The 24,604-nt window shown below is 69.2% G+C and carries 24 protein-coding genes and 2 pseudogenes; 7 read left to right on the forward strand and 19 right to left on the reverse strand.

Annotated features, from left to right (window positions below; all coding sequences use genetic code 11):
- Window positions 1-119: 119 nt before the first annotated feature.
- Entirely contained in the window at window positions 120-1,349 is a 1,230-nt protein-coding gene (locus tag V7053_RS05610; RefSeq protein ID WP_443022542.1) for an MFS transporter, read from the reverse strand.
- A gap of 202 nt (window positions 1,350-1,551) precedes the next feature.
- Between V7053_RS05610 and V7053_RS05615 the strand changes: the two genes are divergently transcribed.
- The 5 genes and pseudogenes from V7053_RS05615 to V7053_RS05635 form a co-directional block, all read left to right on the forward strand.
- Entirely contained in the window at window positions 1,552-2,697 is a 1,146-nt protein-coding gene (locus V7053_RS05615) for an NADH:flavin oxidoreductase (protein WP_334171287.1), read from the forward strand.
- Between the two features lie 94 nt (window positions 2,698-2,791).
- Complete coding sequence (locus tag V7053_RS05620; RefSeq protein ID WP_334171288.1) at window positions 2,792-4,114, forward strand: cell division protein PerM; 1,323 nt, start codon at window positions 2,792-2,794, stop codon at window positions 4,112-4,114.
- Between the two features lie 41 nt (window positions 4,115-4,155).
- Window positions 4,156-4,767: a phosphoribosylglycinamide formyltransferase gene (gene purN, locus V7053_RS05625; protein WP_334171289.1), complete on the forward strand. Its 612-nt coding sequence runs from the start codon at window positions 4,156-4,158 to the stop codon at window positions 4,765-4,767.
- Window positions 4,768-4,806: 39 nt separating this feature from the next.
- Window positions 4,807-5,751 (forward strand): ABC transporter ATP-binding protein, encoded by a 945-nt coding sequence (locus V7053_RS05630; protein ID WP_334171290.1) that lies wholly within the window; start codon window positions 4,807-4,809, stop codon window positions 5,749-5,751.
- A pseudogene (locus V7053_RS05635) lies at window positions 5,748-6,551 on the forward strand (ABC transporter permease); the annotation flags it as partial. The gene V7053_RS05630 and the pseudogene V7053_RS05635, both read left to right, overlap by 4 nt.
- A 27-nt stretch (window positions 6,552-6,578) precedes the next feature.
- On the opposite strand, the gene V7053_RS05640 reads toward V7053_RS05635, so the two are convergent.
- The 4 genes and pseudogenes from V7053_RS05640 to V7053_RS05655 form a co-directional block, all read right to left on the reverse strand.
- On the reverse strand, window positions 6,579-7,109 hold the full coding sequence (locus tag V7053_RS05640; protein WP_334171322.1) for an SRPBCC family protein: 531 nt from the start codon (window positions 7,107-7,109) through the stop codon (window positions 6,579-6,581).
- Window positions 7,110-7,267: 158 nt separating this feature from the next.
- A complete protein-coding gene (locus V7053_RS05645; RefSeq protein WP_334171291.1) occupies window positions 7,268-7,714 on the reverse strand; it encodes a hypothetical protein in 447 nt (148 codons plus the stop codon).
- A 153-nt stretch (window positions 7,715-7,867) separates the two neighbouring features.
- Complete coding sequence (locus tag V7053_RS05650; protein ID WP_334171292.1) at window positions 7,868-8,098, reverse strand: hypothetical protein; 231 nt, start codon at window positions 8,096-8,098, stop codon at window positions 7,868-7,870.
- 166 nt (window positions 8,099-8,264) lie between these two features.
- A pseudogene (locus tag V7053_RS05655) lies at window positions 8,265-9,012 on the reverse strand (alcohol dehydrogenase catalytic domain-containing protein); the annotation flags it as partial.
- A 224-nt stretch (window positions 9,013-9,236) separates the two neighbouring features.
- Between V7053_RS05655 and purH the strand changes: the two are divergent.
- A complete protein-coding gene (gene purH, locus V7053_RS05660) occupies window positions 9,237-10,907 on the forward strand; it encodes a bifunctional phosphoribosylaminoimidazolecarboxamide formyltransferase/IMP cyclohydrolase (protein WP_334171293.1) in 1,671 nt (556 codons plus the stop codon).
- 108 nt (window positions 10,908-11,015) lie between these two features.
- On the opposite strand, the gene V7053_RS05665 is transcribed toward purH, so the two are convergent.
- The 8 genes from V7053_RS05665 to V7053_RS05700 all read right to left on the reverse strand — a co-directional run bounded on the left by V7053_RS05665 (window position 11,016) and on the right by V7053_RS05700 (window position 15,909).
- On the reverse strand, window positions 11,016-11,219 hold the full coding sequence (locus V7053_RS05665; RefSeq protein ID WP_334171294.1) for a hypothetical protein: 204 nt from the start codon (window positions 11,217-11,219) through the stop codon (window positions 11,016-11,018).
- Between the two features lie 207 nt (window positions 11,220-11,426).
- A complete protein-coding gene (locus V7053_RS05670) occupies window positions 11,427-11,627 on the reverse strand; it encodes a hypothetical protein (RefSeq protein WP_334171295.1) in 201 nt (66 codons plus the stop codon).
- 76 nt (window positions 11,628-11,703) lie between these two features.
- Window positions 11,704-11,907: a hypothetical protein gene (locus tag V7053_RS05675; protein WP_334171296.1), complete on the reverse strand. Its 204-nt coding sequence runs from the start codon at window positions 11,905-11,907 to the stop codon at window positions 11,704-11,706.
- A gap of 70 nt (window positions 11,908-11,977) precedes the next feature.
- Complete coding sequence (locus V7053_RS05680) at window positions 11,978-13,351, reverse strand: hypothetical protein (protein ID WP_334171297.1); 1,374 nt, start codon at window positions 13,349-13,351, stop codon at window positions 11,978-11,980.
- Between the two features lie 128 nt (window positions 13,352-13,479).
- Window positions 13,480-13,683: a hypothetical protein gene (locus V7053_RS05685; RefSeq protein WP_334171298.1), complete on the reverse strand. Its 204-nt coding sequence runs from the start codon at window positions 13,681-13,683 to the stop codon at window positions 13,480-13,482.
- A gap of 269 nt (window positions 13,684-13,952) precedes the next feature.
- Entirely contained in the window at window positions 13,953-14,681 is a 729-nt protein-coding gene (locus V7053_RS05690; protein ID WP_334171299.1) for a hypothetical protein, read from the reverse strand.
- Window positions 14,682-15,185: an AfsR/SARP family transcriptional regulator gene (locus V7053_RS05695; RefSeq protein ID WP_334171300.1), complete on the reverse strand. Its 504-nt coding sequence runs from the start codon at window positions 15,183-15,185 to the stop codon at window positions 14,682-14,684.
- 457 nt (window positions 15,186-15,642) lie between these two features.
- Entirely contained in the window at window positions 15,643-15,909 is a 267-nt protein-coding gene (locus tag V7053_RS05700) for a hypothetical protein (protein ID WP_334171301.1), read from the reverse strand.
- A gap of 300 nt (window positions 15,910-16,209) precedes the next feature.
- Here V7053_RS05700 and V7053_RS05705 point away from each other — a divergent pair, with 300 nt between their 5' ends.
- Complete coding sequence (locus V7053_RS05705) at window positions 16,210-18,432, forward strand: NADP-dependent isocitrate dehydrogenase (RefSeq protein WP_334171302.1); 2,223 nt, start codon at window positions 16,210-16,212, stop codon at window positions 18,430-18,432.
- 298 nt (window positions 18,433-18,730) lie between these two features.
- Here the strand turns inward: V7053_RS05705 and V7053_RS05710 are convergent, their stop codons facing one another.
- The 6 genes from V7053_RS05710 to purU form a co-directional block, all read right to left on the reverse strand.
- Window positions 18,731-20,260, reverse strand: coding sequence for a hypothetical protein (locus V7053_RS05710; RefSeq protein WP_334171303.1), 1,530 nt, complete (start codon window positions 20,258-20,260; stop codon window positions 18,731-18,733).
- 83 nt (window positions 20,261-20,343) lie between these two features.
- On the reverse strand, window positions 20,344-21,318 hold the full coding sequence (locus V7053_RS05715) for a hypothetical protein (protein ID WP_334171304.1): 975 nt from the start codon (window positions 21,316-21,318) through the stop codon (window positions 20,344-20,346).
- A 111-nt stretch (window positions 21,319-21,429) separates the two neighbouring features.
- Window positions 21,430-22,509: a Gfo/Idh/MocA family protein gene (locus V7053_RS05720; protein WP_334171305.1), complete on the reverse strand. Its 1,080-nt coding sequence runs from the start codon at window positions 22,507-22,509 to the stop codon at window positions 21,430-21,432.
- A 58-nt stretch (window positions 22,510-22,567) separates the two neighbouring features.
- Entirely contained in the window at window positions 22,568-23,164 is a 597-nt protein-coding gene (locus tag V7053_RS05725; protein ID WP_334171306.1) for a hypothetical protein, read from the reverse strand.
- A gap of 35 nt (window positions 23,165-23,199) precedes the next feature.
- Window positions 23,200-23,721, reverse strand: coding sequence for a gamma carbonic anhydrase family protein (locus V7053_RS05730; protein ID WP_334171307.1), 522 nt, complete (start codon window positions 23,719-23,721; stop codon window positions 23,200-23,202).
- Window positions 23,722-23,745: 24 nt separating this feature from the next.
- Window positions 23,746-24,594 (reverse strand): formyltetrahydrofolate deformylase, encoded by an 849-nt coding sequence (gene purU, locus V7053_RS05735; protein ID WP_334171308.1) that lies wholly within the window; start codon window positions 24,592-24,594, stop codon window positions 23,746-23,748.
- Between the last annotated feature and the right edge of the window lie 10 nt (window positions 24,595-24,604).

The following is a 24,604-nucleotide window of genomic DNA, read 5'->3' on the forward strand; positions in this document are numbered from 1 at the left end:
TGCGGATCATCTGTACCCGAAACGGTGTGGGTGCGGATCATCTGTACCCGAAACGGTGTGGGTGCGGATCATCTGTACCCGAAACGATGCGGACGGGGCTGCTGGAGGGGCGGACCGGGTCAGGACAACGGGAGGCGGGCGTCTTTCGGCGCCGCCGCGGCCAGCGCGGCGACGACCCCCGCGAGCACACCGAGCCCCCAGCCGATCCCCGCGGCTGAGGCGACGGCGCCCACGAGAAGCGGACCGCCGGCGTCGCCCAGTTCACGGCCGAGTTCGGCGCTGCCCATCGTGCGGCCCATGCGCTCCGGCGGCGTCGAGTCGGCCAGGTGTGCGAACGCGATGGGTGTCGCGAGTCCGATCCCCACCCCGATGAACAGCGCCGCGACGTACACGGCGACCGCCGCCGCCACCTCGCCCGCCAGGGGCAGGACGGCGGCCACTGCTGCGCCCAGCGCGATCGCCAGCAGTCCGCCCGTCATCCCGAGCCGATCGCCGATGCGGCCCGCGTCGCGGAGCCGGCCGACGCGGGGTTGGACGAGCGAGGACGCGACTGCGAGCACCGTCACGACGGCGATGCTCTCGAACGTTCCGAGGCCCGCCTTGGCCGCAAGCGCGGGCAGGAAGCCGACGGCGGCCCCGAGGGAGCCCGTCGCGCCGGCGAGCACGAGCGTTGGGCCGAGGAATGAGCGGTTGGTGAGCTGCCGTGCGAGGTCTGCCACCGTGTAGCGCAGCCGGGGCAGGGGTTCAAGACGGGGAACGGCGACGGCCGCCCACACGGCGACGACGACCGCGACTGCCGCGAGCACCCCGAACAGGGCCGGGAAGCCGCCCACGACGAGGGCGCCGGCCCCGAGCAGGGGCCCGAAGGCATAGCCGAGCCCCTTCCACGAGCCGTAGCGCCCGAAGTACCGGCCCGTTTTCTTCCCGGCGAGGCGGGCGACGGTCGCTGACGACGCGGGCGAGAAGGCGGAGGCCGCGGCGCCCTGCCCGAGGCGTGCGAGGGCGAGGACGAGGGGCTGGCCGGACCACAGGCCCACGAGGGACGCGGCGGCGAAGCCGAGGAGGCCGCCCACGATCACTCGTTTGGGGCCGATCCGGTCCGAGAGCGAGCCGAAGACCGGCTTCAGGAACACCTCGGCCACGTCATAGAGGGCCAGGAGGACGCCGAGGACGAGCAGACTGGGGCCAAGGTTCCCGGACGCGTGCCCGCTGCCGAAGCCATTGAGGCTCTCCGCGCCCAGCGCCGCCGCGATGCTGTGGGCGCCGAACGCCGTCGTGAAGCCCGCCGCATAGAGAGGCCCGACGGCGCTGCTCGCGGGGGCGGAATCGCTGCGGAGACGGCTCACCATCCGAGTCTAGGTACCGGCGGCCGGACGGCCGAGCCGAGCGGACGCAACGGCGGCGCGGACCCCGCCGAGTTGGTCCGCGCCGCGGCTTCGAAAGCCCCAGACGCTGATTAATTCTACGTCGGAGCACTCCGGCACGGTGTGATAAACCACACACTGCCACTCCGGGAGAAATGCCCTCGCCCTCGGCGTGGTTGCCGATGGCATGACGCTTGAGCACACGGAAACCGGCCGCCCGGCAGCCCTCGAAGACCTCTTCACTCCCTTCGACCTCGGGGCCCTTCGGGTGCCCAACCGATTCGCGATGGCTCCCATGACGCGCGAGTTCTCTCCCGACGGCATCGTGACCGACGACGTCGTTTCGTACTACGCCCGCCGCGCGGCCGCGGGAGTCGGCCTCCTCATCACCGAAGGCGCCTACGTATCCGAGGACTCGGGCCCGAGCACCCGCGTGCCCCGGCTCTTCGGCGAGCCCCAGCTCGCCGGGTGGAAGCGCGTCGTGGACGCCGTCCACGCCGAAGGGGGACTCATCGCACCGCAGCTGTGGCACCTCGGCGCCGAACGAGGCGATCACTCCGAGCTGAACCCCGAGCTCCCGACGCTGAGCCCGTCGGGCAGCTCGTCGTCGGGCAAGGCCCGCGGCCGCGCGGCGACGGTCTCCGAACTCGAGCGCATCCGTGACGACTTCGCACGCGCCGCCGCGTCCGCCCGCGAAACCGGTTTCGACGCCGTCGAACTCCATGGAGCCCACGGCTACCTGCTCGACCAGTTCCTCTGGGAGGGAACGAACCGGCGCGACGACCGCTACGGCGGCTCGGTCGAGGCTCGCAGCCTCTTCCCCGCGGAGGTCGCGGCCGCGGTGAGGGCCGCCGTCGGCCCCGATCTGCCCGTCATCTTCCGCTTCTCGCAGTGGAAGTCCGGCGACTACACGGCGCGGATCGCCAAGACGCCCGCCGAACTCGAAACGCTCCTCGGGTCGCTCGCCGCGGCCGGCGTGTCCGTGTTCCACGCGTCGACGCGGCGCCACTGGGAGCCCGCGTTCCCCGAGATCGAGGGCCCCGACGGCCAGCTCGGCCTCGCCGGCTGGGCCAAGAAGGTCACGGGCCTTCCTTCGATCGCCGTCGGCTCAGTGGGCCTGGACCAGGCCTTCCAGGTCGCGTTCCAGAAGGGCGGCCATGCGGAGACGACCGGGCTCGAGCCGCTCCTCGAGCAGTTCGGCCGAGGCGAGTTCGACCTCATGGCCGTGGGCCGCGTCCTCCTGAGCGATCCGGCCTGGGTCGAGAAGGTCCGCGACGGCCGGTTCGACGAGATTCGGCCCTTCCACGCCGAGGACCGCGAAACCCTCAGCTGACCCCCGCCCGATGGTCACCTCGGGGCGGTGACCGTCGGACGACTACGGTGTGCCTGTGCGGCCTGCGGCCCGGTCCGTGGCACAGTGGGACGCGATGAAGTTGCGCTCCGACCAGTCCGGGATCCGCGGCCTGCCGATGCCTCTGTGGCTTCAAGGCGCCGCGGAGGCGCTGCAGGCTGTGCTCATTTCGGCGGTCGCGGCCCTCATCCCCATCGCCGCCGTCTGGTTCACAGGCGGCTTCGGCTCGCTGCAGCCGGCGGACGCTGCGCGGCTCGGGGGCCAGGCATGGCTGCTCGTGCACGGAGTGCCGCTCTATCTGAGCGATGCGACACAGGCGTCCGACGGCGGGGCGGTGCCTTCCCCGCCCACCGTCCTGAGCCTCGTCCCCCTCGGCTTCGCCCTCGTGCCGTTCCTCCTCTCGTGGCGCGCCGGCCGTCGCCTGGCCCGGGCGTCCTATGCTGACAGCCTCTGGCAGGGCCTCCTCGGCGCGGCCGCCCTCTACGCGCTGGCGGGCTTCGCCACTGCGTTCGTGTGCAGCACGAGCGCGATCAGCGCGAGCGTCGCCCTCGCGGCGTCGGTCCCGCTCATCCCGGTCGGGCTGGGACTCATGGTGGGGGCCAGGCGCGAGGCCGGCTCGTGGAGCCGCCTCATCGGCGTGGACGCCGTGGACTGGATCTCGCGGACGGGCCAGTATTCGCGTTGGGCAGGGAGCTATTTCTGGGCCGTGGTCCGAGCCGGGTTCGTTGCAGCGATCGCCGCGTTCGGGCTTGCCTCTGCGCTCCTCGCGCTCGACCTCGCGATCCGTTGGGCGGACGTGGTCACGGTGTACGAGGCGCTCGGAGCGGGTGGCGTCGGCGGGGGTGCGCTGACTGTGGCACAGCTGGGCTACCTTCCCAACCTCGCGGTCTGGTCACTCGGCTGGTCCTCCGGAGCGGGCGTCATGCTCGGCGCCGGCTCGAAGGCGGGCGCCCTCGCGACGGCCGTCGGCCCACTGCCACCGATCCCCGTCCTCGCAGCGCTCCCCACGTCCTCAGTGCCGGTGGCCGCTGCCGCCGTCGTGCTCCCGGTCCTCGCCGGGGTGCTGGGCGGCTGGTGGTTCCAGCGGGCAGGGGAGGACCACTTCGGCGAATGGCTCTCCATCAAGGTCCCGGCACGCTGGTTCTCGGCGTCCGTGTCGGCCGTGGTTCTCGGGGTCCTCGTCGGTGCCGTCGCCGGTCTCGTCGCAGCCGGAGCGGCCTGGCTCTCGGGCGGCTCGGCTGGGATCGGCCGCTACGCCGTGGTCGGTCCGAATCCGCTCTCGATGCTTGTGTGGGTCGGAATCGAGGTCGCCGTCGGGGGCGTCGTGGGCTATGCGCTCGCTCCCTGGCTCGAGCGCGGCCAGCTCACTGCCGCCAAGGCCGAAGCCGTGAACGCGTGAGGGGCGCCGAGGACCCGCAGGATCTCGCCTATCGTGGACCCATGCGCATCGTGGTCCTCGTCTCCGGCACCGGTTCCAATCTGCAGGCTGTCATCGACGCCGTCAGCGCCGGGGAGCTCGACGTCGAGATCGCCGCGGTCGGCGCGGACCGGGAGGGCACGTACGGCGTCGAACGCTCCGACGAAGCCGGCCTCGAGACATTCGTGGTCAACTTCAATTCGTTCGAAACCCGTGCCGAATGGGACGCCGCGCTCACCGAGCGGGTTGCCGCGTACGCCCCCGACGTCGTCGTCTCCTCGGGCTTCATGCGGATTGTGAGTGCGGAGTTCATCGAGCGCTTCGGCGGCCGCTACCTCAACACGCATCCCGCGCTCCTGCCCGCGTTCCCCGGCGCCCACGGGGTCCGGGACGCGCTCGCCTACGGAGTCAAGGTCACGGGCTGCACGGTCCACTGGGCCGACGCCGGCGTCGACACCGGTCCGATCATCGCCCAGGAGGCGGTCGCCGTCGAAGCCGACGACGACGAGGAGTCCCTCCACGAGCGGATCAAAGTGGTCGAGCGGAGGCTGCTCATCGACGTCCTCCGCCGCCTCGCGGCAGGCGAGATCGCGGCGCCGTCATCCGATGGAGGGATGCGGACTTCAGCCTTTTGACGGGTGCCGCGGCGAGCCATCGGGCGTCATGCTCAAGGTATGAACTCTTCGGATCCTGCTGTCCGAGTGCGCGGGCTGCGCAAAGAGTACGGCGGCCTGACCGCCGTGGCCGACCTCGACCTGGACATTGAGCGGGGCGAGACATTTGCGCTGCTCGGCCCGAACGGGGCCGGGAAGTCGACAACGGTGGAGATCCTGGAGGGCTATCGCCACCGCACGGCGGGGGAGGTGAGCGTTCTCGGCGTCGACCCCGCCCACGCCAAGCTCGACTGGAAGGCGCGGCTGGGGATCGTCCTGCAGTCCTCAGGGGAGAGCGGCCAGTACACCGTGCGCGAACAGCTCGCCCACTTCGCGCATTTCTATCCCCATCCGCGTGGTGTCGAGGACGTGATCGCTGCCGTCGGGCTCGAGAAGCAGGCCAAGACACGCATCAGCAAGCTTTCGGGAGGCCAACAGCGCCGGGTCGATGTGGCCCTGGCGATCGTCGGCCGTCCAGAGCTCCTCTTCCTCGATGAGCCGACCACGGGCTTCGACCCCGAAGCGCGCCGCGACTTCTGGGGGCTCATCGAGCAGCTCAAGTCCGAAGGGACCACGATCCTGCTCACCACGCACTACCTCGACGAGGCTGCCCGGCTCGGCGACCGCGGCGGGGTCATCGTGGGCGGCCGGCTCGTGGCGGTCGGGCGCATCGATCAGCTCGGCGGCGCCGAAGCCCGTGTCCCGCTCGTGCGATGGCGTGACGACGACGGCGCGTTGCGGGAGGAGCGCACCGAGCGGCCCGCGGAGCTCGTGGTGGAGCTCGCGCGCAGGTTGGGCGGGGAGCCGCGGGAGCTCGAAGTGATCCGCCCGAGCCTCGAAGACGTCTATCTGCGCCTCGTCGGGGCCCCGGACCACGAGTCGCGATCAGCGTCGGGAGCGGCGGCTGGAGCGGCGGAAACCCCTGGTACCCCCTTCGAGCCAGCCAAGGAGGCTGAGCCGGCATGAGCGTCGTCTCGCACGGGATCGCCCGCACGGGCTACGAGACCAAGGGGTACTTCCGGTCCCCGGACACGGTGTTCTTCACGTTCCTGTTTCCCATGCTCATGCTCGGGATCTTCGCCGCGGCCTTCAGCTCGCGCGGCGACATCAGTCTCGGCCCGGGCTCACCGGAGCACGTCTCGGTCGCGGCGTACTACCTCCCGGGCATGCTCGCGGCCGGGATCCTGCTGTCGGGCGTTCAGAACCTCGCGGTAGACATCGCGGGGGAGAAGGGCGACGGGACACTCAAGCGGCTCGGCGGAACGCCGCTTTCGCCCATCTCCTACTTCCTCGGCAAGCTCGGACGCGTCTTCGTGACGGGCGTCCTGCAGGCCGCCATGCTGCTCGCTGTCGCGAGCCTCGCCTTCGGCGTCCGGCTTCCCACGACGTGGGAGGCTTGGCGCACGTTCTCGTGGGTCTTCGTCCTCGGCACGGTGACCTCCGCACTGCTCGGCATCGCTCTCTCAGCCCTTCCGAGGAGCAGCCGGAGCGCCACCGCGGTGGTGGTGCCGATTGTGCTCGTCCTCCAGTTCATCTCGGGCGTCTACCTCCAGTTCTCGATGCTTCCGGACTGGATGCAGAACCTCGCGAGCGTGTTCCCGCTCAAGTGGATCGCGCAGGGCATGCGCTCGGTGTTCCTGCCCGATGGGTTCAAGATGCTCGAGCAGCACCAGAGCTGGGAACTCGGCTGGGTGGGGATTTGGCTCGTGGTGTGGCTTGTGGTCGGGCTCGTGGTGAGCCGTCTGACCTTCCGCTGGATCCGGCGGAAGGCGGAAGACGAGGGCCCGCGGCGTCTAGATGCCGGCGCCGGGGTCTCCGGCCTCAGTGCCGGGAGTGTCCGTGCCCGAACCGAAGACCTCGCCCTTCTGGGGAGTGGAGTCGACTTGGCCGCGCCACGCGCCCGTCTCGGCATCGCGCGACTCGATGAACTCCTTGAACTTCTTGAGATCGGAACGAACCTGGAGGTCGTCTGCCCCGAAGAAGGCGCCGATCTTCTCGAGCGCGGAGTCTGGGTCCCACTGGAACTGGACATTGACCCGGGTCGTCTCGGGGCCGAGCGATTCGAACGTCACGACGCCCGCGTGCTCGACGCCGTCCACGCTGTTCCACGCGACGCGCTGGTCGGGCTGCTGCTCGGTGACGACCGTGTCGAACTCGCGCGTGTGGCCCCCGACCTTTGTGGTCCAGTGGAGATGGGTGTCGTCCCGCTGGACGACCGACTCGACTCCCCCCATGAACTGGGGGAAGGACTCGAACTGGGTCCACTGGTTGTAGGCCTGGGAAACGGGAACGTTGACGTCGACGGACTGATGGACGGTGGCCATGGCACTCTCCTTAGCCTCGGATACATCGGAACCGGGGACCGTGGTCGGGCCCCAGGAGGAGCTGGGCGGCGGCCACTGCTTGACCTGACCATGCCGTGCTGGCACCCGCCCACCGTAGGCACAGGCCGTCGACGGGGTCAACGGCCTATGCTGAGGTCTCAGCGCCGCTTCTGGCTGCCGCCCGCCTTCACGACCTTGCGCCGCTTGCGGTCCAGCACGAGGGCGAGGCCGATGGCCGCGAGCCAGGAGTCCTTCGCCATCGCAACCCCGGCCTGCGTGGGCCGGATCCCATCGGCCTCGGTGAGCCCGGGCGTCTTGCCGTAGACGGCCAGGAGGCCCGCGCCGAATGCGGTAAGCCCGAGTCCTGCGAGCTTCGTCGGCACGAGGGGGAGGACAAGGGCGCCCCCGAGCGCAATCTCGCTCGCGGCGAGTGCCTTGCCGAACGTCGCGGCAGGAAGCTGCTTGACCTGCGGGACGGCGTTGGCCGCCATCCCCTGGAGCGCCGACGCCCTTTCTTCGTCGAGCGAGAGCTTCGAGACCCCGGAATTGATCAGATAGGCCCCCGTGACGAGGCGGAGGATGGCGTGGCTCGGCGAAAATCCCATGGTGTCTCCTTCGTTCCGGGCGTGTGGCGTGCGTCTCCAGCCTATGGAGGGCCAGCCTGATTGTCAGCCGGACGGGGTGTCGGCCGGCCCCGGCCGGCATTCCGCGCGTGAGTCCGGCATCCGGCGCGTGAGTCCCGGGGCCGCGGGCGCAGACTAGGCACGCCGCCGTCGGCGCAGCAGCGCGCGGACGCCGAGGACGACGGCGGGCGCCGCGAGCCACGGTCCCGCCACGATGAGCGGGTCCATCCATCCATGGGAGAGGTCCGCGCGCTTCTGCCCGAACCGCGACTGGACCGGGTGGTGCCCGGCCTCGGCGAAGACCCCGGTCTCGGTGAGCGGATTGTCGGGCCGCCTGCCACGAGCGAACGCGCGTGGGATTCCCACGCGTCGACGCGGTCTCCGACGATGAGCAGGCGCCAGTGCGCGGCGCGGCCCTCGCTGAATCGCTTGTAGGCGAATCCCCGGGTCGCCCCCGAGAGTCAGCCCGGGATGCGGGCCCCGAGCTCGTCCGGCGGGGGATTCTGGTAGGGCTTCTCGGCTGTGTAGGGCACTTCCGCACCGCGTCGATCGCCCAGTTGAGGGCGATCGGCGAACCGCCTTGGAGCTTGAGCTTGGCCGCTGTGTCGTGCTGGAGCAGGTTCCCGTCGGCCTCGGCGCCCACGGCATCGATCGCGACGTCCGCTCCGAGATATTCGGTGTCCTTCTTGAGCTGAAGCACGATGTCCTCGTATTCGGTGAAGTTGTAGGTCTCGGCCTGGGCGAATGTGCGCGCCTTGTCCAGCCGGTATTCGAGATGGTCGACGACGACGACGCGGCCCGCGCCCATGAGCCACGAGGATTTCGCGGCAAAGAGGCGGACAGGACCGGCCCCGAACACGACGACCGTGTCGCCCTCCCTGATATCGCCCAACTGCGCGCCGAAATAGCCGGTCTGGCACGCCTCCGTGAGGAGGACTGCGTCCTCGTCGTCCATCCAGTCGGGGATCAGTGTCGGCCCGACGTCGGCGAAGGGGACGCGCACGAACTGGCTCTGACCGCCGTCGTACCCGCCGCAGGTGTGGGAGTAGCCGTAGATGCCGCCGACCGCCGTCGCATTCGGATTGACGTTGTGGCAGTTGGAATACAGGCCGCGCGCACAGAAATAGCACGAGCCGCAACACACGTTGAAGGGGACCATCACCCGGTCGCCCTTCTGCAGATTCTGGACCGAGGCCCGACCTCCTCCATGACCCGATGAATTCGTGGCCGAAAGTCGTCCCCACGCGGGTGTCCGGCATCATCCCGTGGTAGAGGAGCAGGCCGCCTTCCTCGCGTGTTCCCGGCTCGTTCCCGGCCAGAGAGTCATCCCCTCCGGGCCCGGAGGGCAACAAGCGCGATCCTCGGGGCCGCCCGTGGCACTCCGGCGCCGTCGGCGCCGCTCGGTAGAGTCGGCGGCGGCCCTCGATAGAATGGGGCCGAACTGCCCCCACACCGTGCCCACGTCGCTGCCCAGACAGCGTCGTAACATGCGCGAGAGAGACGAGTGACTGTGATCCAGCTTGACCGTGTTCCCATCCGTCGCGCCCTGATCTCCGTCTACGACAAGACCGGCCTCGAAGAGCTCGCGAAGGGCCTCCATGCGGCCGGGGTACGCATCGTCTCGACGGGTTCGACGGCGAAGAAGATCGCCGCCGCCGGGATCCCGGTCCAGGAGGTCGAGGAGGTCACCGGCTCGCCCGAGATGCTCGACGGCCGCGTCAAGACGCTGCACCCGCGCGTGCATGGAGGCATCCTCGCGGACCGCCGCGTCCCGGCCCACATGGAGACGCTCGAGGAGATGGGGATCGAGGCGTTCGACCTCGTCGTCGTGAACCTCTACCCCTTCGTCGAAACCGTCCGTTCGGGCGCCGAGCTGGACGCCGTCGTGGAGCAGATCGACATCGGGGGCCCGGCGATGGTGCGCTCTGCCGCGAAGAACCATGCCGCCGTCGCGGTCGTCGTGGACCCCTCCTTCTACAGCGAAGTCGTGACGGCTGCCGCAGAGGGCGGTTTCGATCTCAAGACCCGCCAGCGGCTCGCGGCGAAGGCCTTCGCCCACACGGCGGCGTACGACACCGCGGTCGCGACGTGGACTGCAAGCCAGTTCCTCGACGAGGACGCTGAAGGCGTCGTGCGGTGGCCGGCCTACGCGGGCCTCGCGCTCGAGCGCTCGGAGGTCCTCCGCTACGGCGAGAACCCGCACCAGCAGGCGGCGCTGTACGTCGACAAGGCCGCGCCTGCCGGCATCGCGCAGGCCGATCAGCTACACGGCAAGGCCATGAGCTACAACAACTTCGTCGACGCAGACGCCGCTCTCCGTGCCGCGTTCGACTTCGCCGATCCCGCGGTGGCGATCATCAAGCACGCCAACCCGTGCGGGATCGCCGTCGCGACGCCAGGGGCTCAGGACCCGATTGCGGACGCCCACCGGAAGGCACACGCGTGTGACCCGGTCTCCGCGTACGGGGGAGTGGTCGCCGCGAACCGCACCGTTACGAAGGGCATGGCCGAGACGCTCTCCGGCATCTTCACGGAGGTCGTCGTCGCGCCGGACTTCGAGCCCGAGGCCGTCGAGATCCTGTCCAAGAAGAAGAACATCCGGCTCCTCGCGATGCCGGAGGGCTACGACCGGTACCCGACCGAGTTCCGGCAGATCTCGGGCGGCATGCTCGTGCAGTCCTCCGACCGCGTCGACGCGGAAGGCGACGATCCGGCGAACTGGACGCTCGCGAGCGGGGAGGCCGCCGACCAGGCCACGCTCGCCGACCTCGCCTTCGCCTGGCGGGCCTCGCGTGCGGCCAAGTCGAACGCGATCCTGCTGGCGAAGGACGGCGCGTCCGTCGGCGTCGGCATGGGGCAGGTCAACCGCGTCGACTCGTGCCGCCTCGCGGTCGAGCGGGCGAACACCCTCGGCGTCGCCGTGGAGTCCGAGGTCGACTCGGCGGGCGGTGCCTCGGGCGGGGACGCGAGCGCGGCGCCGGAGAGGTCCCGGGGAGCGGTCGCCGCTTCGGATGCGTTCTTCCCGTTCGCTGACGGCCTGCAGATCCTGATCGACGCCGGGGTGAAGGCTGTCGTCCAGCCTGGCGGCTCCGTGCGCGACGAGGAGGTCATCGCCGCCGCGAAGGCGGCCGGCGTGACGATGTACTTCACGGGCTCGCGGCACTTCTTCCACTGATTGGCCCCAGCCTCCGGTGGTTGGCCCCAGCTTCCAGTGGTTGGCCCCAGCAGCCGAAGGACGGCCGGAGAATTCCCGGCCGTCCTTCGGACTTGGTTGCGCTTACGGTTAGCCCTGGCCGACGGCGATGTTCTGCATCGCGGCGCTGTTCGCCACTGACAGGATCGTCGCGAGGTTGGCAGCCACGGAGCTGTTCGCGGCCATGACGGAAGCGGCGTTGACGTGAGTGAAGGTGAATCCGAACAGCGTGTCGCGGTCGGGGAGCATCTCGGCCGTCTCGGCGAAGAGGTCTGCTGGGGTGAGCTTGATCATGGGAATCGTCTCTTTCGCAATCTGGTGGCGCAAACGAGCCTGCTGGCTCAAATGAGCCGAGAGGGCTCATCCGAGCCTGGATGAAGGTTGTGCAAGGGCCCACGAGGGCCACGGCGGGCGGGCTGGTCGCGAACAGAGCACTCGCGGCTGCTCGGCGCCCGGACCCGGCCGGGGCCTGGATCGGCACCGGTCAGGGCTGAGTCGGCGTCAGTGCAGTTGGAGCGCGCCGATCCACTGGCCCGCGTTCGCGGTTGCCGTCGAGTTGATCGTTGCCGCATTGATCGCGAAGGCGAGGTTGACGGCCACGACTGGGGCGATGTTGATGTTGAAGCTGCTGAAGAGGGTGTCGCGCTGCGGGAGCAGTTCGGCCTCTTCGCCAGCCAATTCGGCGAGCGTCAGGGGTGTCATGAGTTCTCTCCTTGGCTTGAATTAGGGCACCCGGCGCCGGGCGGGGAACCGACGCCGGGCACGTCAGTGAGCACGCTTAGTGCTGTGTCACGAGGATGTTCTGGACTGCCATGCTGTTGGCTTGGGAGCCGACGCTCGCCACATTGACCGCGTACGACGCATTGCTCGCGTTGACGTGGGCAAGGTTCAGCTTCGTGAAGGTGAACCATGAGAGGGTGTCACGCTCGGGGAGCATCTCTGCCCTTTCGGCCGCGAGGTCCTCCGGTGTGAATTTTGTCATCTTGTCTCACCCCCTTCCGTGCTTCACGTGTTTCATCGTCGTGCTGGACAGCCCATCGCTGTCGCGGGATTCAGAAGTGGTAGCCCACCCTGAGGCGTTTGGGTACGGCGGCGTGTCGCGGAGCTGCAGGAATGATGGGGGGCGCTGCGAGTTGCGCCAGGAGCTTGAACACCGGCCTGCTCAGCGAGCGTCCGAGGGAATGGGCCACGCGCCCGAGGATCAGGACGGACCCGAGCGCCGGCAGGCTCAGCAGCACCATAGAGAGCAGTGACATGAGGGCGTCAACGGGCCGGTCCTGGGCAAGGCAGAGCGCTAGGTTGCTCGCGTGCATCGTGACGGCCGCTGCCCCGTCGGCCAGGATCATCGGTAGTCCGATCACGAGCCAGACGAGGACCGTGGCGAGGAACGGCACGACGATGAGGACCCACGCCGTGACGATCCATCTCGCGGCCGGGCGCAGCTCCCGGACGCGCGGGTCGACGGCCCGTCCCGGGACGAGGCTGCGGAGCACAGGGCCGACGCGGGCGAACAGATCGGGGACGCCAGCGAGGTCGGCGAGTACGAAGTACCCGTCGAGCCGGACGGTCGGGGGTAGCTGCTGCGCCATCTGGAGCTGCGTGAGGACGACCAGCACGAGAAGGAGCGGGCTGTCAGTCATAAGGTATGCCACACCAGCACACAGGACCCACCAGACGTTGAAGTAGAGGCCGCCGAGGTCGGTTCGGATGCGGCCCCTGCGGTCGAGACGGTAAGCATCCGTCACGTCCGTGAAGAAGGCAGGGAAGATGAGGTAGAGGCCCACCCCGATGACGCCTGGCGTAGCGCCCCCAAAGCGGCAAGCAGCTGCGTGGCCCATCTCATGGACGAGAGCCCCCGCCACCGCGAGGACGAAGAGCGAGAGGAGCATGCCCGGGGTCAGGAGAACCGACGAGAGAGCGCTCAGGATGTCGGTGCCGAGAAAGAGGCGAATGTCCAGAGCGATGAGGGCCACGCAAGCGAGAACGACGACGGGCGGTGCGTAGAGCGGGCTCAGAAGCCTTGCGGTGCGGTTGACAGCGCTGCGCGACAGAATCGTGGTCTTGCCGGAGAGTGCGAGGAGGGGAGCGGACGACGGCGGCGGGGAGGCCAAATCTGTCCCGGGCCGTTCGAGCAGGCCGAGAGGCTCCAGTTTTCCCTCGGCGAGGAAGGTGAGGCCCTCGGCGTCGAGCTCGCGTCCGAAACTTTTGCTCACGCGCCGGGCGAGGTCCTCGGAGACGATCGGTCTCGCGGCGGCGGCGACGATGTGGTGGAGCAGTTCGGTGAGCTGGACGACTTGTCCATCGGGGCGCCGGACGAGGTACGTGCTGTGGTTGAGCCCGGACCCGCTGACGAGCCCCAGCAGCTCGACACCCTGAGCCCGCTGCCACCGTTGATCCGGAGATGCGATCTCGGCGGTCGCTGTCATCTCGGTTCCTTCTCCTCGCGTTGGGGTGGAGTCTTCAGCTGGAGCGGTGTCTTCAAGCGGCGGAACCCTCCGGGGCGCGGCCGAGCTGGGAACGGTCGCGCCCCGGGCGGCAAGGTGCGAGACCCCGGTTAGTGCTGGAGCACAGCGACGTTCTGCCAGGCGCCGCTATTTGCGGTCGAACCGAGCGCGAGGACATTTAGCGCGGTGGAGGAATTGGTTGCGTAGACAGAGGCGAGGTTCACCTTGGTGAAGTCGAACGTCCACAGCGTGTCCCGATCGGGGAGCAGCTCGACGGTCTCCGCGGCGAGTTCTTCGGCGGTGAGCTTGGTCATGAAACTCAACTCCTTGGTTTTGGCTTTCTGAGGAATGCGATTGGGATTAATCGCTGATGAAAGTCAAGCGGACCCTCGTTATTGCCGCGTTACTGCCGTGTTATCGCTGTGGCGCGGGGAAATGCCGACTGGCCGCGCCATCTGCAGCCCGAAAGGGCGTGGAAAGGCGTCCGGGTGGCATGGCCTTCGGACACAGCAAAGCCCCCGCCCAGCTGCGAGCGGAGGCCTGCCTGATGCGATGAAAACTCGTCTTCCGTTCCGAGAATCGATCAGTCTCCCGAGTCGACCCCCACCTTCGTTCGGACGTCGGCCGCCCCGGTGTCTTTCGCGATTTCGGACTTTGCCTGCGCTGCGGCGTCGTCGGCGTCCTTCTGCGCGCTCGCCCGGTTCTGGGGCCCGACGGAGAGTTTGATCCCGAGCTGCTGCTCGATCTTTTTGATGAGGGCCCGCGTCGAGGCGGACAGCGCGCGCTGGGTCGCTCCGATCACGACGAACTGCAAGGCGACCGCCGTCGTCGTACACGATGCGCAGGCGACGTTGAGCGCAAGGGAGCGATTGTTCACGGTGACTGCCGACGCGCTGCTGCCCGTGACGATCTGGACCGACACCGCGGACGAGGAGCAGCTTGCGCAGCTCGACCACGCGGTGGCCACGTTGTCCGCCATCGCCGGTCCGCCAGTTGCGACGCTCACGGTCTGGAAGGTGATCGCGGTGCCGGAACAGCCGGCGCAGTTGCTGGTGGAAACGGCCGTTGCGACGGCCTTCCCGCTCCCTGGCCCCAGGACGGTGTCGGCCCTCGCCGAGTCCGTCACCAGGGGCTGGGCAGCGGTCGGGATGGCCGAGGAAGCGACGTCAAGCGACGCGGAGGCTCTCGCGTCGTCCGATGGGCCGCGTCCCTGCGCGGAAGCGGGGCCTGCGGCCGAGCTGCCCGCAAGCGCAAGTGCCAGAAGGGCCAGGACGAGAGCAAGGGATCTCCACCTCGGGCGACGCGCCATCATTCACAGCTCCTTCATCAGTTGACGGTGTGCAGCCAGCCGGCGGGGTCGCCGGGCCAGCAGGGGAGCAGGCAGTCCGCGGAGGTCGCCCGAACCGCCTGACAGCGCGGCGTTGAGCCGCGCCGAGGGTTCGAGTCCCAGCTCGTCGCGCAGCCGGCAACGGAACTCGTCGAGGGTCCGGTAGGCGGCAGCGGTGTTTCCTGCGTGGATCTGGGCGCTGATGATCAGTGCGTGGGCGGACTCGCGCAGTGGTTCGATGGCTGCAGCCTGCTGCGCGGCGACGACGGCGGCGTCGGCCTCGTCCCGCTCGAGGTGCTGGCGAGCGATCGCCTCGAGGGTCGCGACGCGCAACGCCCGCAGGCGTTCTTGCTCGAAGATGACCCAATCGTCGTACCAGCCCGGAAGCAGTTCGGCGCGGAAGAGGAGCTCCTCGAAACCGGCGTCGAGAATGCTTCCCGTGCGGACAAGTTCGGCGTGCCGCCGGAGACGTCGGACATCGACCGTCACTCCAGGGCAGAGGCCTATCGGGTCGAGACTGTCACAGAGGAGCCCAGGCAGTTGATGGCGGACCTTGAACACCGTTGAACGGAGGCTTCCAGCCGCTTGCTGGTCGCCACTTTCCGGCCAGAGAAGGCCCGCGAGATAGGAGCGCGGTCGTTGGCCCATGAGAGCGAGCGCTGTGATCAGCCGCTGTTGCCTGCTTCCAACGGAGACCGAGGCGCCGTTGCCAATGAGCTGCCAGCACCCTAAGAGGCGTAGTTCCCACTCCATCGCGGCCAGCCCCCTCGATAGCTGCTTCCCGCGGAGGCCTTGTTTCTGTCAACGGCGTCACCCCCGCGGTACGCGCCTACTGAAACGAATACCAGCATGACGAGGGGTTGATAATCCAGTCAATGGATTTATCGGGGTTGACGAGAACTTTCAGGGAAGCCTGACGACGCTACCGGCAGTGTGAAAGATCCGGTCACAACGACTGGTCGGAACCCGTTTCCCGATGCTCGGCCACCGCGCGCGCAGCAAGCCAATCGCTCACGCCCTTGACAGCGGCCTCGGCGCTCGAGGTGACCTTCACCGCCGAAGGCTCCCACGCGCCGTCGGACGCAAGAATGCGAATGCGGAGATCGCCGCCAGCTCCCGGCTCCTTCCACACACGGAGCACGAGGGTCCCGAGTTCCTCGAGCTCGGAGTCGGGTTCGTCCGTCCCGTTGGCGGACGCGGAATGCTGTGCCATCTTCTCCTCATCTGTGACGAGCGCCCCCAGGCGCGCATGACGCAAGGCCGGAGCCTCTTCCTGCAGTCTAGGGGCTTTCGCCCCGATTGTTGGAAGACGCCGGGGGGACGGGCATCTGCTGGAAGACGCCGGGGGACAGGCATCATGACCCCCTTTGGTGCTCTTGCGTCTTCACGATCTCCGCGTGTCCCTAGGCTCCGGTAAGTTAAGGACGTTGACATAGCAGCACGCATGCACACTGCGGCGAACGCTGAAGCAAACCGGCGCCGCGGTCTGCCGACCTCCAGGGAGGCGCCACCCATGGCCACGATCATCTACACCCACACGGACGAGGCGCCTATGCTGGCGACCCACTCGTTCCTTCCGATCATCCAGGCCTTCGCCTCGACCGCGGGCGTCGACGTGCAGACCCGCGACATCTCTCTGTCGGGCCGCATCATCGCGGTGTTCGGGGACTACCTCACGGAGGAGCAGCGTACGTCGGACGCCCTCGCGGAGCTCGGCGAACTCGCCACGAAGCCTGAGGCGAACATCATCAAGCTCCCGAATATCAGCGCTTCGGTGCCGCAGCTCAAGGCCGCGATCGCGGAACTCCAGTCGCAGGGCTTCGCCGTTCCCGACTACCCGGACAACCCGTCGTCCGACGAGGAGACGGACATCCGCTCGCGCTACGACAAGATCAAGGGCTCCGCTGTCAACCCCGTTCTCCGCGAGGGCAACTCGGACCGTCGGGCTCCGCTCTCGGTCAAGAACTACGCCCGCAAGAACCCCCACTCGATGGGCGCGTGGTCCCCCAACTCGAAGACGAACGTCGCGACGATGGACGCCGCCGACTTCCGTCACAACGAGAAGTCGGTCGTGATCCCGCAGGACGACACGCTCACGATCCAGCTCGTGCTCGAGGACGGCACGGTCAAAGACCTCAAGAAGGGCCTCAGGGTCCTCGCCGGCGAGGTCGTCGACGCTACGTTCATGAGCGCCGCTGCGCTCGACGAGTTCCTTGCGGCGCAGGTTGCGCAGGCCAAGGATCTGGGCGTCCTCTTCTCGGCGCACCTCAAGGCCACCATGATGAAGGTCTCCGACCCGATCATCTTCGGTCACGTTGTCAAGGCATACTTCAGCGAGCTGTTCGAGACCTACGGCAAGCAGCTCGCGGCTGCTGGCCTGAGCCCGAACAACGGCCTCGCCTCGATCCTCGGCGGCCTCGACGAGCTCCCCGAGGATGTCCGCGACGGGGTCAAGTCGCTCGTGGCGAAGGGCCTTGAGGAGGGTCCGGCCCTCGCGATGGTGAACTCGGACAAGGGCATCACGAACCTCCACGTTCCCTCGGACGTCATCGTGGACGCGTCCATGCCGGCCATGATCCGCCTCGGCGGTCACATGTGGGGCCCTGACGGCAAGGAGCACGACACGCTCGCCGTCCTGCCCGACTCCTCCTACTCGGGGGTCTACCAGGTGGTCGTCGACGACTGCCGCGCCCATGGCGCCTACGACCCGACCACGATGGGCACCGTCCCGAACGTCGGGCTCATGGCACAGGCCGCGGAGGAGTACGGCAGCCACGACAAGACGTTCGAAATCCCCGCGGCCGGCCGAGTCCAGGTTGTCGACAGTGCAGGGAACGTCCTCATGGAGCACACCGTCGAGCCGGGTGACATCTGGCGCGCATGCCAGACGAAGGACGTACCGATCCGCGACTGGGTCAAGCTCGCGGTGACCCGCGCCCGCGCGTCGAAGACGCCAGCCGTCTTCTGGCTCGACGAGACCCGCGCGCACGACCGGAACCTCATCGCGAAGGTCCGCGAGTACCTCAAGGACCACGACACGGACGGCCTCCAGATCGAGATCATGGCGCCGACGGAGGCGACGGCGTTCACGCTCGAGCGCATCCGCCGTGGCGAGGACACGATCTCGGTGACCGGCAACGTGCTCCGCGACTACCTCACGGACCTGTTCCCGATCCTCGAGCTCGGCACGAGCGCCAAGATGCTCTCCATCGTTCCGCTCATCAACGGCGGAGGCCTCTTCGAGACCGGAGCCGGCGGTTCCGCTCCGAAGCACGTCCAGCAGTTCCTCGAGGAGGACTACCTCCGCTGGGACAGCCTGGGCGAGTTCCTCGCGCTCGCCGTGAGCTTCGAGCACCTCGCGACCTCGACCGGGAACTCCAAAGCTCAGGTGCTCGCCGAGACGCTCGACCGTGCCACCGGCACGTTCCTGCTCGAGAACAAGTCCCCGGGCCGCAAGCTGGGCACGATCGACAACCGTGGCAGCCACTATTACCTCGCTCAGTATTGGGCCAAGGAGCTCGCGGAGCAGACGGACGACGCCGCTCTGGCGGCAGCGTTCGGACCCGTCGCCCGTGCGCTCGTCGAGCAGGAAGACGCCATCCTGGCCGAGCTGCTCGGGGTTCAGGGTCACTCGGTTGAGATCGGCGGCTACTACCACCCCGACGAAGAGAAGACCTTCGCCGTCATGCGTCCGTCGCGGACGCTCAACGGCGTCATCGACTCCCTTCGCGGCTGACCTTCTCCGCCCCTTCGGCGCCCCGCACCGCTCCGGTGTGGGGCGCCGTCGTCGGTGGGGCGCCGTCGTCAGTCCATCCCCCAGCGACGGACTGACGACGGCAGTCGTGTCGGAATTTCACCAGCTTTCGGACTCGAACGGCGGCGTGTCCGTCGGATCGGCGGCGCGTCGGCGGCCAGGGCCCCCAGATAGTGGTGAAACTCCATCAAGCTGTACCCCGAGGGGCGGCTCCGGCGGTCAGCTCTGCCCAGATCGACTGACCGAAACCGTCCCTCGGGGGGTCCTCATCGGGCGGTCCTCAGGAGAGGGCTGCCCGAGGCAGTTGCCGAGCGGCAACTCCGCCCGCGACTCCCAGACCGCTCATTGCGAGGCCGACTCCGATGCCGAGGAGCAGCATCGCGGCCGCGAGCAGGAGCGTGAGATCCGTCGGAGTAGTGCCCGCGCCGGTGACGAACGAGCTCAGTCCGAGGCACGGCTCCGTTCCCGAGCCGCTGGTCGGGCCAGCGGCGCCGGTGCCAGCGGCGCCGGTGCCGGCGGTGGCGTTGGCGCCAGCGGTGGTGCTCGTTCCAGCGGTGGTGCTCGCCCCGTTGGTGCCGGAGCCCAAAGTCGCCCCGCTGCCCGTGCCCGTTGCCGCTGCAATGCTGCCGCTGAGAGCCGGCCCACCGCCAAAGGAAGCGGAGACAGCCGGGGACGTCGCACCCACGCCGCCAGTGCTGTCAGCGGTGGTGCCGGTGCCTAGATCCGCACTGCCGCTGCCGGTCGTGCCCAGATCCGCACTGCCGGTGCCAGTGCCGCCGCCAGTGCCACTGCCAGTGCCGGTGTCCGCGGTGCCGCCGCCACCGCCCGTGCCGGTGATATCGGCAGGCTGGCTCAGGCCTATGCTCGCGTCGATGGCGCCGAGGAGGTCGCCCAGAGCGGTTCCTGAACCGACGCTGGTGCCAGCTCCAGCCGTGGCGGAGCCCGTGCCGGTCCCTGAGCCGGTACCCGGCTGGGCCGCGTTGAGCAAGAGCGTCGCGTTGCTCCCGTCAGCGACTCCGAGGGCAGGAAGGCCCGCGGAGACGGCGCCGGATGCGGGAACTGGGGCGTTCGCCGCGACCGTCAGAGCGAGCGGATTGAGGCTCGCCTGAGGGCTGACGCCCGTGCCCGAGCCGCTGATCCCGGCGTCCGGTGCGGCGGGGACGGTCGGAACCGTCGAGGCTCCCGACGTCACGACGGCAGGGATTCCGAGGGAGAGTGCCGGTGCGGTGCTGACGCTTGTCGTCTGGTCGCCTGCCCCGGCGACGGCGGCAGCGGCCGGCGTCGTCACGACGACGGCGGGAGACGTCGCCGTCGTCGTCGTGCTGCCCGCGGTCGGGCTATTGACAACGGCGGGGGCGCCGATTGAGACGACTGGCGCGGCGGAAAGGGTGAGCGCCGGCGAGCTCGACCCGGTCGTATCGGTCGCGCCCGTCCCACCGGCCACCGCGCCACCAACTGTGCTCCCGGACGCTCCGGTGGGGAGGGCGACGGCTGGCATGGTGGTTGGCGACTCGTCGCCATCCGTCGCGGTGGGCAATGACACGGTGGGCAGTGACACGGCGGGCAGCGAAGCCCCCGAGACGCCGCTTGTCGTGCCCGAGCTCAGGACGCTCGTGCCCGAGCTCAGGAGGCTCGTGCCCGAGGTTGGGGCGGTGGAACCGCCAATCTGGACGGTCACGGGGACCGCGGCATTGACGAGGGGGTTGGTTGTCACGGTCGTGCTGTCTGCCAGCGCGGCCGCCTCGCCGAGGCCCATGAGGCCTCCAGCGACAACGGCGCCGAGCAGCACTCGGCGGGCAAGCTTGTTCACAGTTCACTCCTGGTCTGAAGGGTGCGCGCAAGGGCGCGCGGGGACCGCGTTGTCTGCCGCGCTGTGGGCAGACCGGTCCCCCTTCAGTCGGGAGTGGAGCCGGGATCGAAGGCAGGAGACGCCGGCACGAAGCCGCGCCCGGGGCGCCTGCGGCCCAGAAGGAAGAAGAGCGGAGCAAGGAGGAACCCCGCGACGAGCGTGGCAGTCCCCGAAACGGGCGACGTCGGCCCGCTCACTCCGCCCGCGCCGGAATCGGAGGGGGCGGCGGGAGGTACGTCCGGCTGCTGCTCAGGAGGCGCACCGAGAGGCGCCTTGGAGCCAGCGTCGAGGCCCCTCTGGACGACGGCGGCCGCAGACCAGATCGCCGACCAGTCCGGCGCGGCCGCTGCGAGCCAGGCTTGCCCGAGGCCGGCGGAAAGCCCGACGACGGCGGCCTGGGGAGCGGGTGCGGCCGGCGGGGCTGCATCGGCCGACGTTGCCTGCTCCGGGACTGCAGCTCCGCCATCGGGCGCGCCCACTGCAGCGGCGCCAGAGCCTGCTCCGGTCACATCGGGTGGCAAGGGTGCGAGGGGGCCCGGAAGCGTGACGGGGACGGGCGCGGCGGCGGTGTCAGAGAGTGCCCCGCCAACCTTGGTGACGGTCTGGCCGAGGCCGGAGGCGGTGTTCGTGACGACCGGAGTGAGGGCCTCGAGCGGACCTTGCAGAACGGGGGCCACAACGTCGGGTGCGGCTGCGACGGTCGAGCCGAGCGTCGTCGCCGTGCTTCCGATCGTCGACGCAAGGGACGTCTTCAGCGGCGCCGCCGCCTGCTGCACCTCGGTGACCGGCGGGAGAGCCGAGGTGACGGTCTGGATGGCGGCGGCCGCGGCGTGAGCCGGGGAATCAAGGACAGGAGACGCCAGCACCTGCGAGGACACCGGTGGGGCGGGGGCCGGATCCGTGGACGCGGACGCAGACGAACCCCCCAACAACAGCCACCCGACCCCGAGCCCCGCGGCGACGGCCGCGTGGCGCGCGAGGGAGAGGGCGCGATGCCGTGCCTCTGGTGCCAACCGCATGCCCCCTCCTCCCCAGCGTGAAGGACTCGGTTGAAACGCTCGCAGTGATGGTCATGTTATGTGACAGTCTTGACGGGCGGAAGACTTGGAGGCACACATTTGCGGCGGCGATCAGCGGTTCGCGCGCTCGTCGTTGGGGTAGCGGACGCCGAGCTGTCGGCGCACCCCGTCGAAGAGGCGCATGGTGCTGAGCGTGTGGGCCCAGGTCATCGTGGGGCTCTCGACGACTCCCTGCTGCACGCAGCGGGTCACCTCGCGCAACTCGTAGACGTAGCCCCGTCCGACGACGTCGAACCTCTCCGACCGCGCGGGGTCCCACCCGCGCTGCACGGTGAGCTCGTTCGGATTGTTGATGCCTCCGACGGTCGTCAGCACGCCCTCGGATCCCGCCACGGTCGCGATCCGCGGGCCGTGCGCGCGCAGCGACGACGTGAGCGTCGCGAGCTGCCCGCCGCTGTATCCGAGGGCCAGGACGTTCTGCTCATCGACCCCGTCGGCGTTGAGCGCGCCGAGCGCCGTGAGCGAGTCGGGGAAGCCCAACGTCCCGACGGGCCACAGGAGGGGGTACACCGTGAGGTCGAGGAGGGCGCCGCCGCCGGCTCCCACGGCCCAGATCCGATGGGTGGGGTCCCTCGGCGCCGGGAAGCCGAGGTCCGCCGAAACCCATTGGACCTCGCCGAGTTCGCCCGACTCGGCGATCTCGAACGCCCGCTGGATCGAGGGGAGGAACCGCGACCACATGGCCTCCATGAGGAAGACGCCGCGGGCGCGGGCCAGGTCGACGAGCTCCTGGGCCTCGTGCGCGTTGATCGTGAAGGCCTTCTCGACGAGAACGTTCTTGCCCGCCTCGATGATTGCCTTCGCCACCTCGTAATGCTGGGCATGCGGGGTCGCGACATACACGACGTCGACGTCGGGGTCCCGAGCCAGCGCGACGTAGCCGGGGACCCCGCCGTCGTCCCCGTAGTGCCTCCGGAAGCCGAACTCCCGGGCAAACTCCTCCGCCCTGTCGGCGAAGCGCGAGCTCACGGCGTGCAGGGTCGCGTCGGGGAGCAGCGCGAGGTCGCGGACCACGGTGCGCGCGATCCCTCCCGTTGCGACCACTCCCCAGTTGAGGGACCGGCCCGTCGGCGTCAGGGGGTCGGTGCTGTCCTGGAGCGAGAGCCACGAACGTTCGATATGGCGCGTCATGCGTCCCATCCTTGCACGCGGTCGCGTCGCCTGATCGGGGGTCGGACGACGGCGGGACTCAGGCCCAGTAGGGGCGGGCACGCCGGGCTGCGGCGTGGAGCGGCGCGCCGTCGAACTCCCACCACGACTCCGGAATGCCCGCCGCCTGCCACTCCGCCACGAGGCGGTGCGGGCCCGGCTCCGGGAGGGGCCAGAGCCAGAGGCTGAGCAGGATGGTCCGCTCCCGCTCGCCCCCCGAACCGCTCCCGCCCACCTGGCGCAGGACAGCCGGCGGGGCAGGCGATTCCGGGCTCGGCCAGGGCGGCTGTGCATCCGTGAGAGCTTTGCCGCCGTCGGGGAACAGGATCCCGAACCGCAGGCTCGTCGGATCGTCGAAGGCGCGGTGCCCGATCCCCACACGGTCGCGGGCGAGCGTGTCCCATTCGCGGTCGGTCTCGTCGGTGCGGCGACGCACGCCGCGGATCTCGAGGGTCGCCCCGTTCCCGAAGACCCTCGCCGACTCGACCGCGAGGGTCACGCGGTCAGTCTGCGCGAGGATGGCCTCGAGCGGGACCACGGCGGGCAGCTCGAGGGCCGGCGGAACAAACCACTCGGGCAGTTGGGGCTGGGGAGGACGTGGAGGGCGGGAGTCGGGTGCCGGCAGAAAGAAGCCCATGGGCCCATGGTGCCAGCCGCTCGGCCCTGCGGGCGTCAGCCAGCCCGATTGGCCTCTCGGTGCGCCCGCGCGAGTTCTCGGTAGTGCTCCGCATTCCGGTGCACCCCTGCCACTTCGTCGTCGGTCAGCTCGCGTCGCACCTTCGCCGGAACGCCGGCAACGAGCGAGCGCGGCGGGACCACCGTCCCCTCGAGGACCACGGCGCCGGCCGCGACGAGCGAGTCGCCGCCGATGACGGCACCGTTCATGATGGTCGCGCTCATTCCGACGAGCACGTTGTCCTCTACGGTGCACCCGTGGACGACCGCATTGTGCCCGACGGACACGCCGGAGCCGAGGGAGCAGGGGAAGCCCTCGTCCGCGTGGAGGACGACGTTGTCCTGGAGATTGCTCCCGGCCCCGACCCGGATGGCCGCGGTGTCAGCGCGGACCGAGACGCCGTAGAAAGCGCTTGAGTCCTCGGCCAGATGCGCGTCGCCGATGATGCTCGCCGTCGGCGCGATGAACACGCTCGGATGGATGTCAGGGCTCGTGCCCCCGAAGTCGATGACAGGCATGGGCTCAGACTAACGGTCGGACGGTCAATCGAAGACGACAGTCCGGGTCCCATCGAGCAGCACACGGTGCTCGGCGTGCCATTGGACGGCGCGGCACAGCGTCCTGCCCTCGACGTCCCGGCCGAGCTGCACGAACTGTTCGGGGGTCTTGGAGTGGTCCACCCGGATGACCTCCTGTTCGATGATGGGGCCCTCGTCGAGGTCCGCGGTCACGTAGTGGGCGGTGGCTCCGATGATCTTGACGCCCCGCGCGTGCGCCTGGTGGTAGGGCTTCGCTCCCTTGAACGACGGGAGGAACGAGTGATGGATGTTGATCGCCCGGCCTTCGAGTGCGCGGCAGAGGTCGTCGGAGAGGATCTGCATGTAGCGGGCAAGCACGACGAGCTCGATCCGGTGTTCCTCGACGAGGGCGAGCAGCTTGGCCTCGGCTTCGGCCTTGGTGCCAGACGTGACGGGCAGGTGCACGAACGGAATCCCGTAGAACTCGGCCATGGGCGCGAGCTCGGTGTGGTTGGAGACGATGACGGGTACCTCGATGGGCAGCGCCCCGGAGCGCTGCTGGAACAGGAGGTCGTTGAGCGTCCGGCCGTCCTTCGAACACATGATGAGGGTCCGCACGCGCTCGCCGTCAGTGAAGATGCCGAGCTTCATCTCGAAGGCCTCGGCCACCGGCGCGAGCGATGCCTCCAGCTCCGCCCTCGGTGCTGACGTCGCGACGGTGACCCGCATGAAGAACGTGCCGGTGTCGCGGCTCTCGTACTGGCGGGATTCGGAGATGTTGCAGCCCGCTTCGAGCAGGGCGCCGGAGACGGCATGCACGATCCCGGGGCGGTCCGGACAGGAGAGCGTCACGATGAAGGAGTTGGGTGCCACGCTGTATAGG

The sequence above is a fragment of the Sinomonas sp. genome (assembly GCF_036848755.1).
In the GTDB taxonomy this organism is placed as follows: Bacteria; Actinomycetota; Actinomycetes; order Actinomycetales; family Micrococcaceae; genus Sinomonas.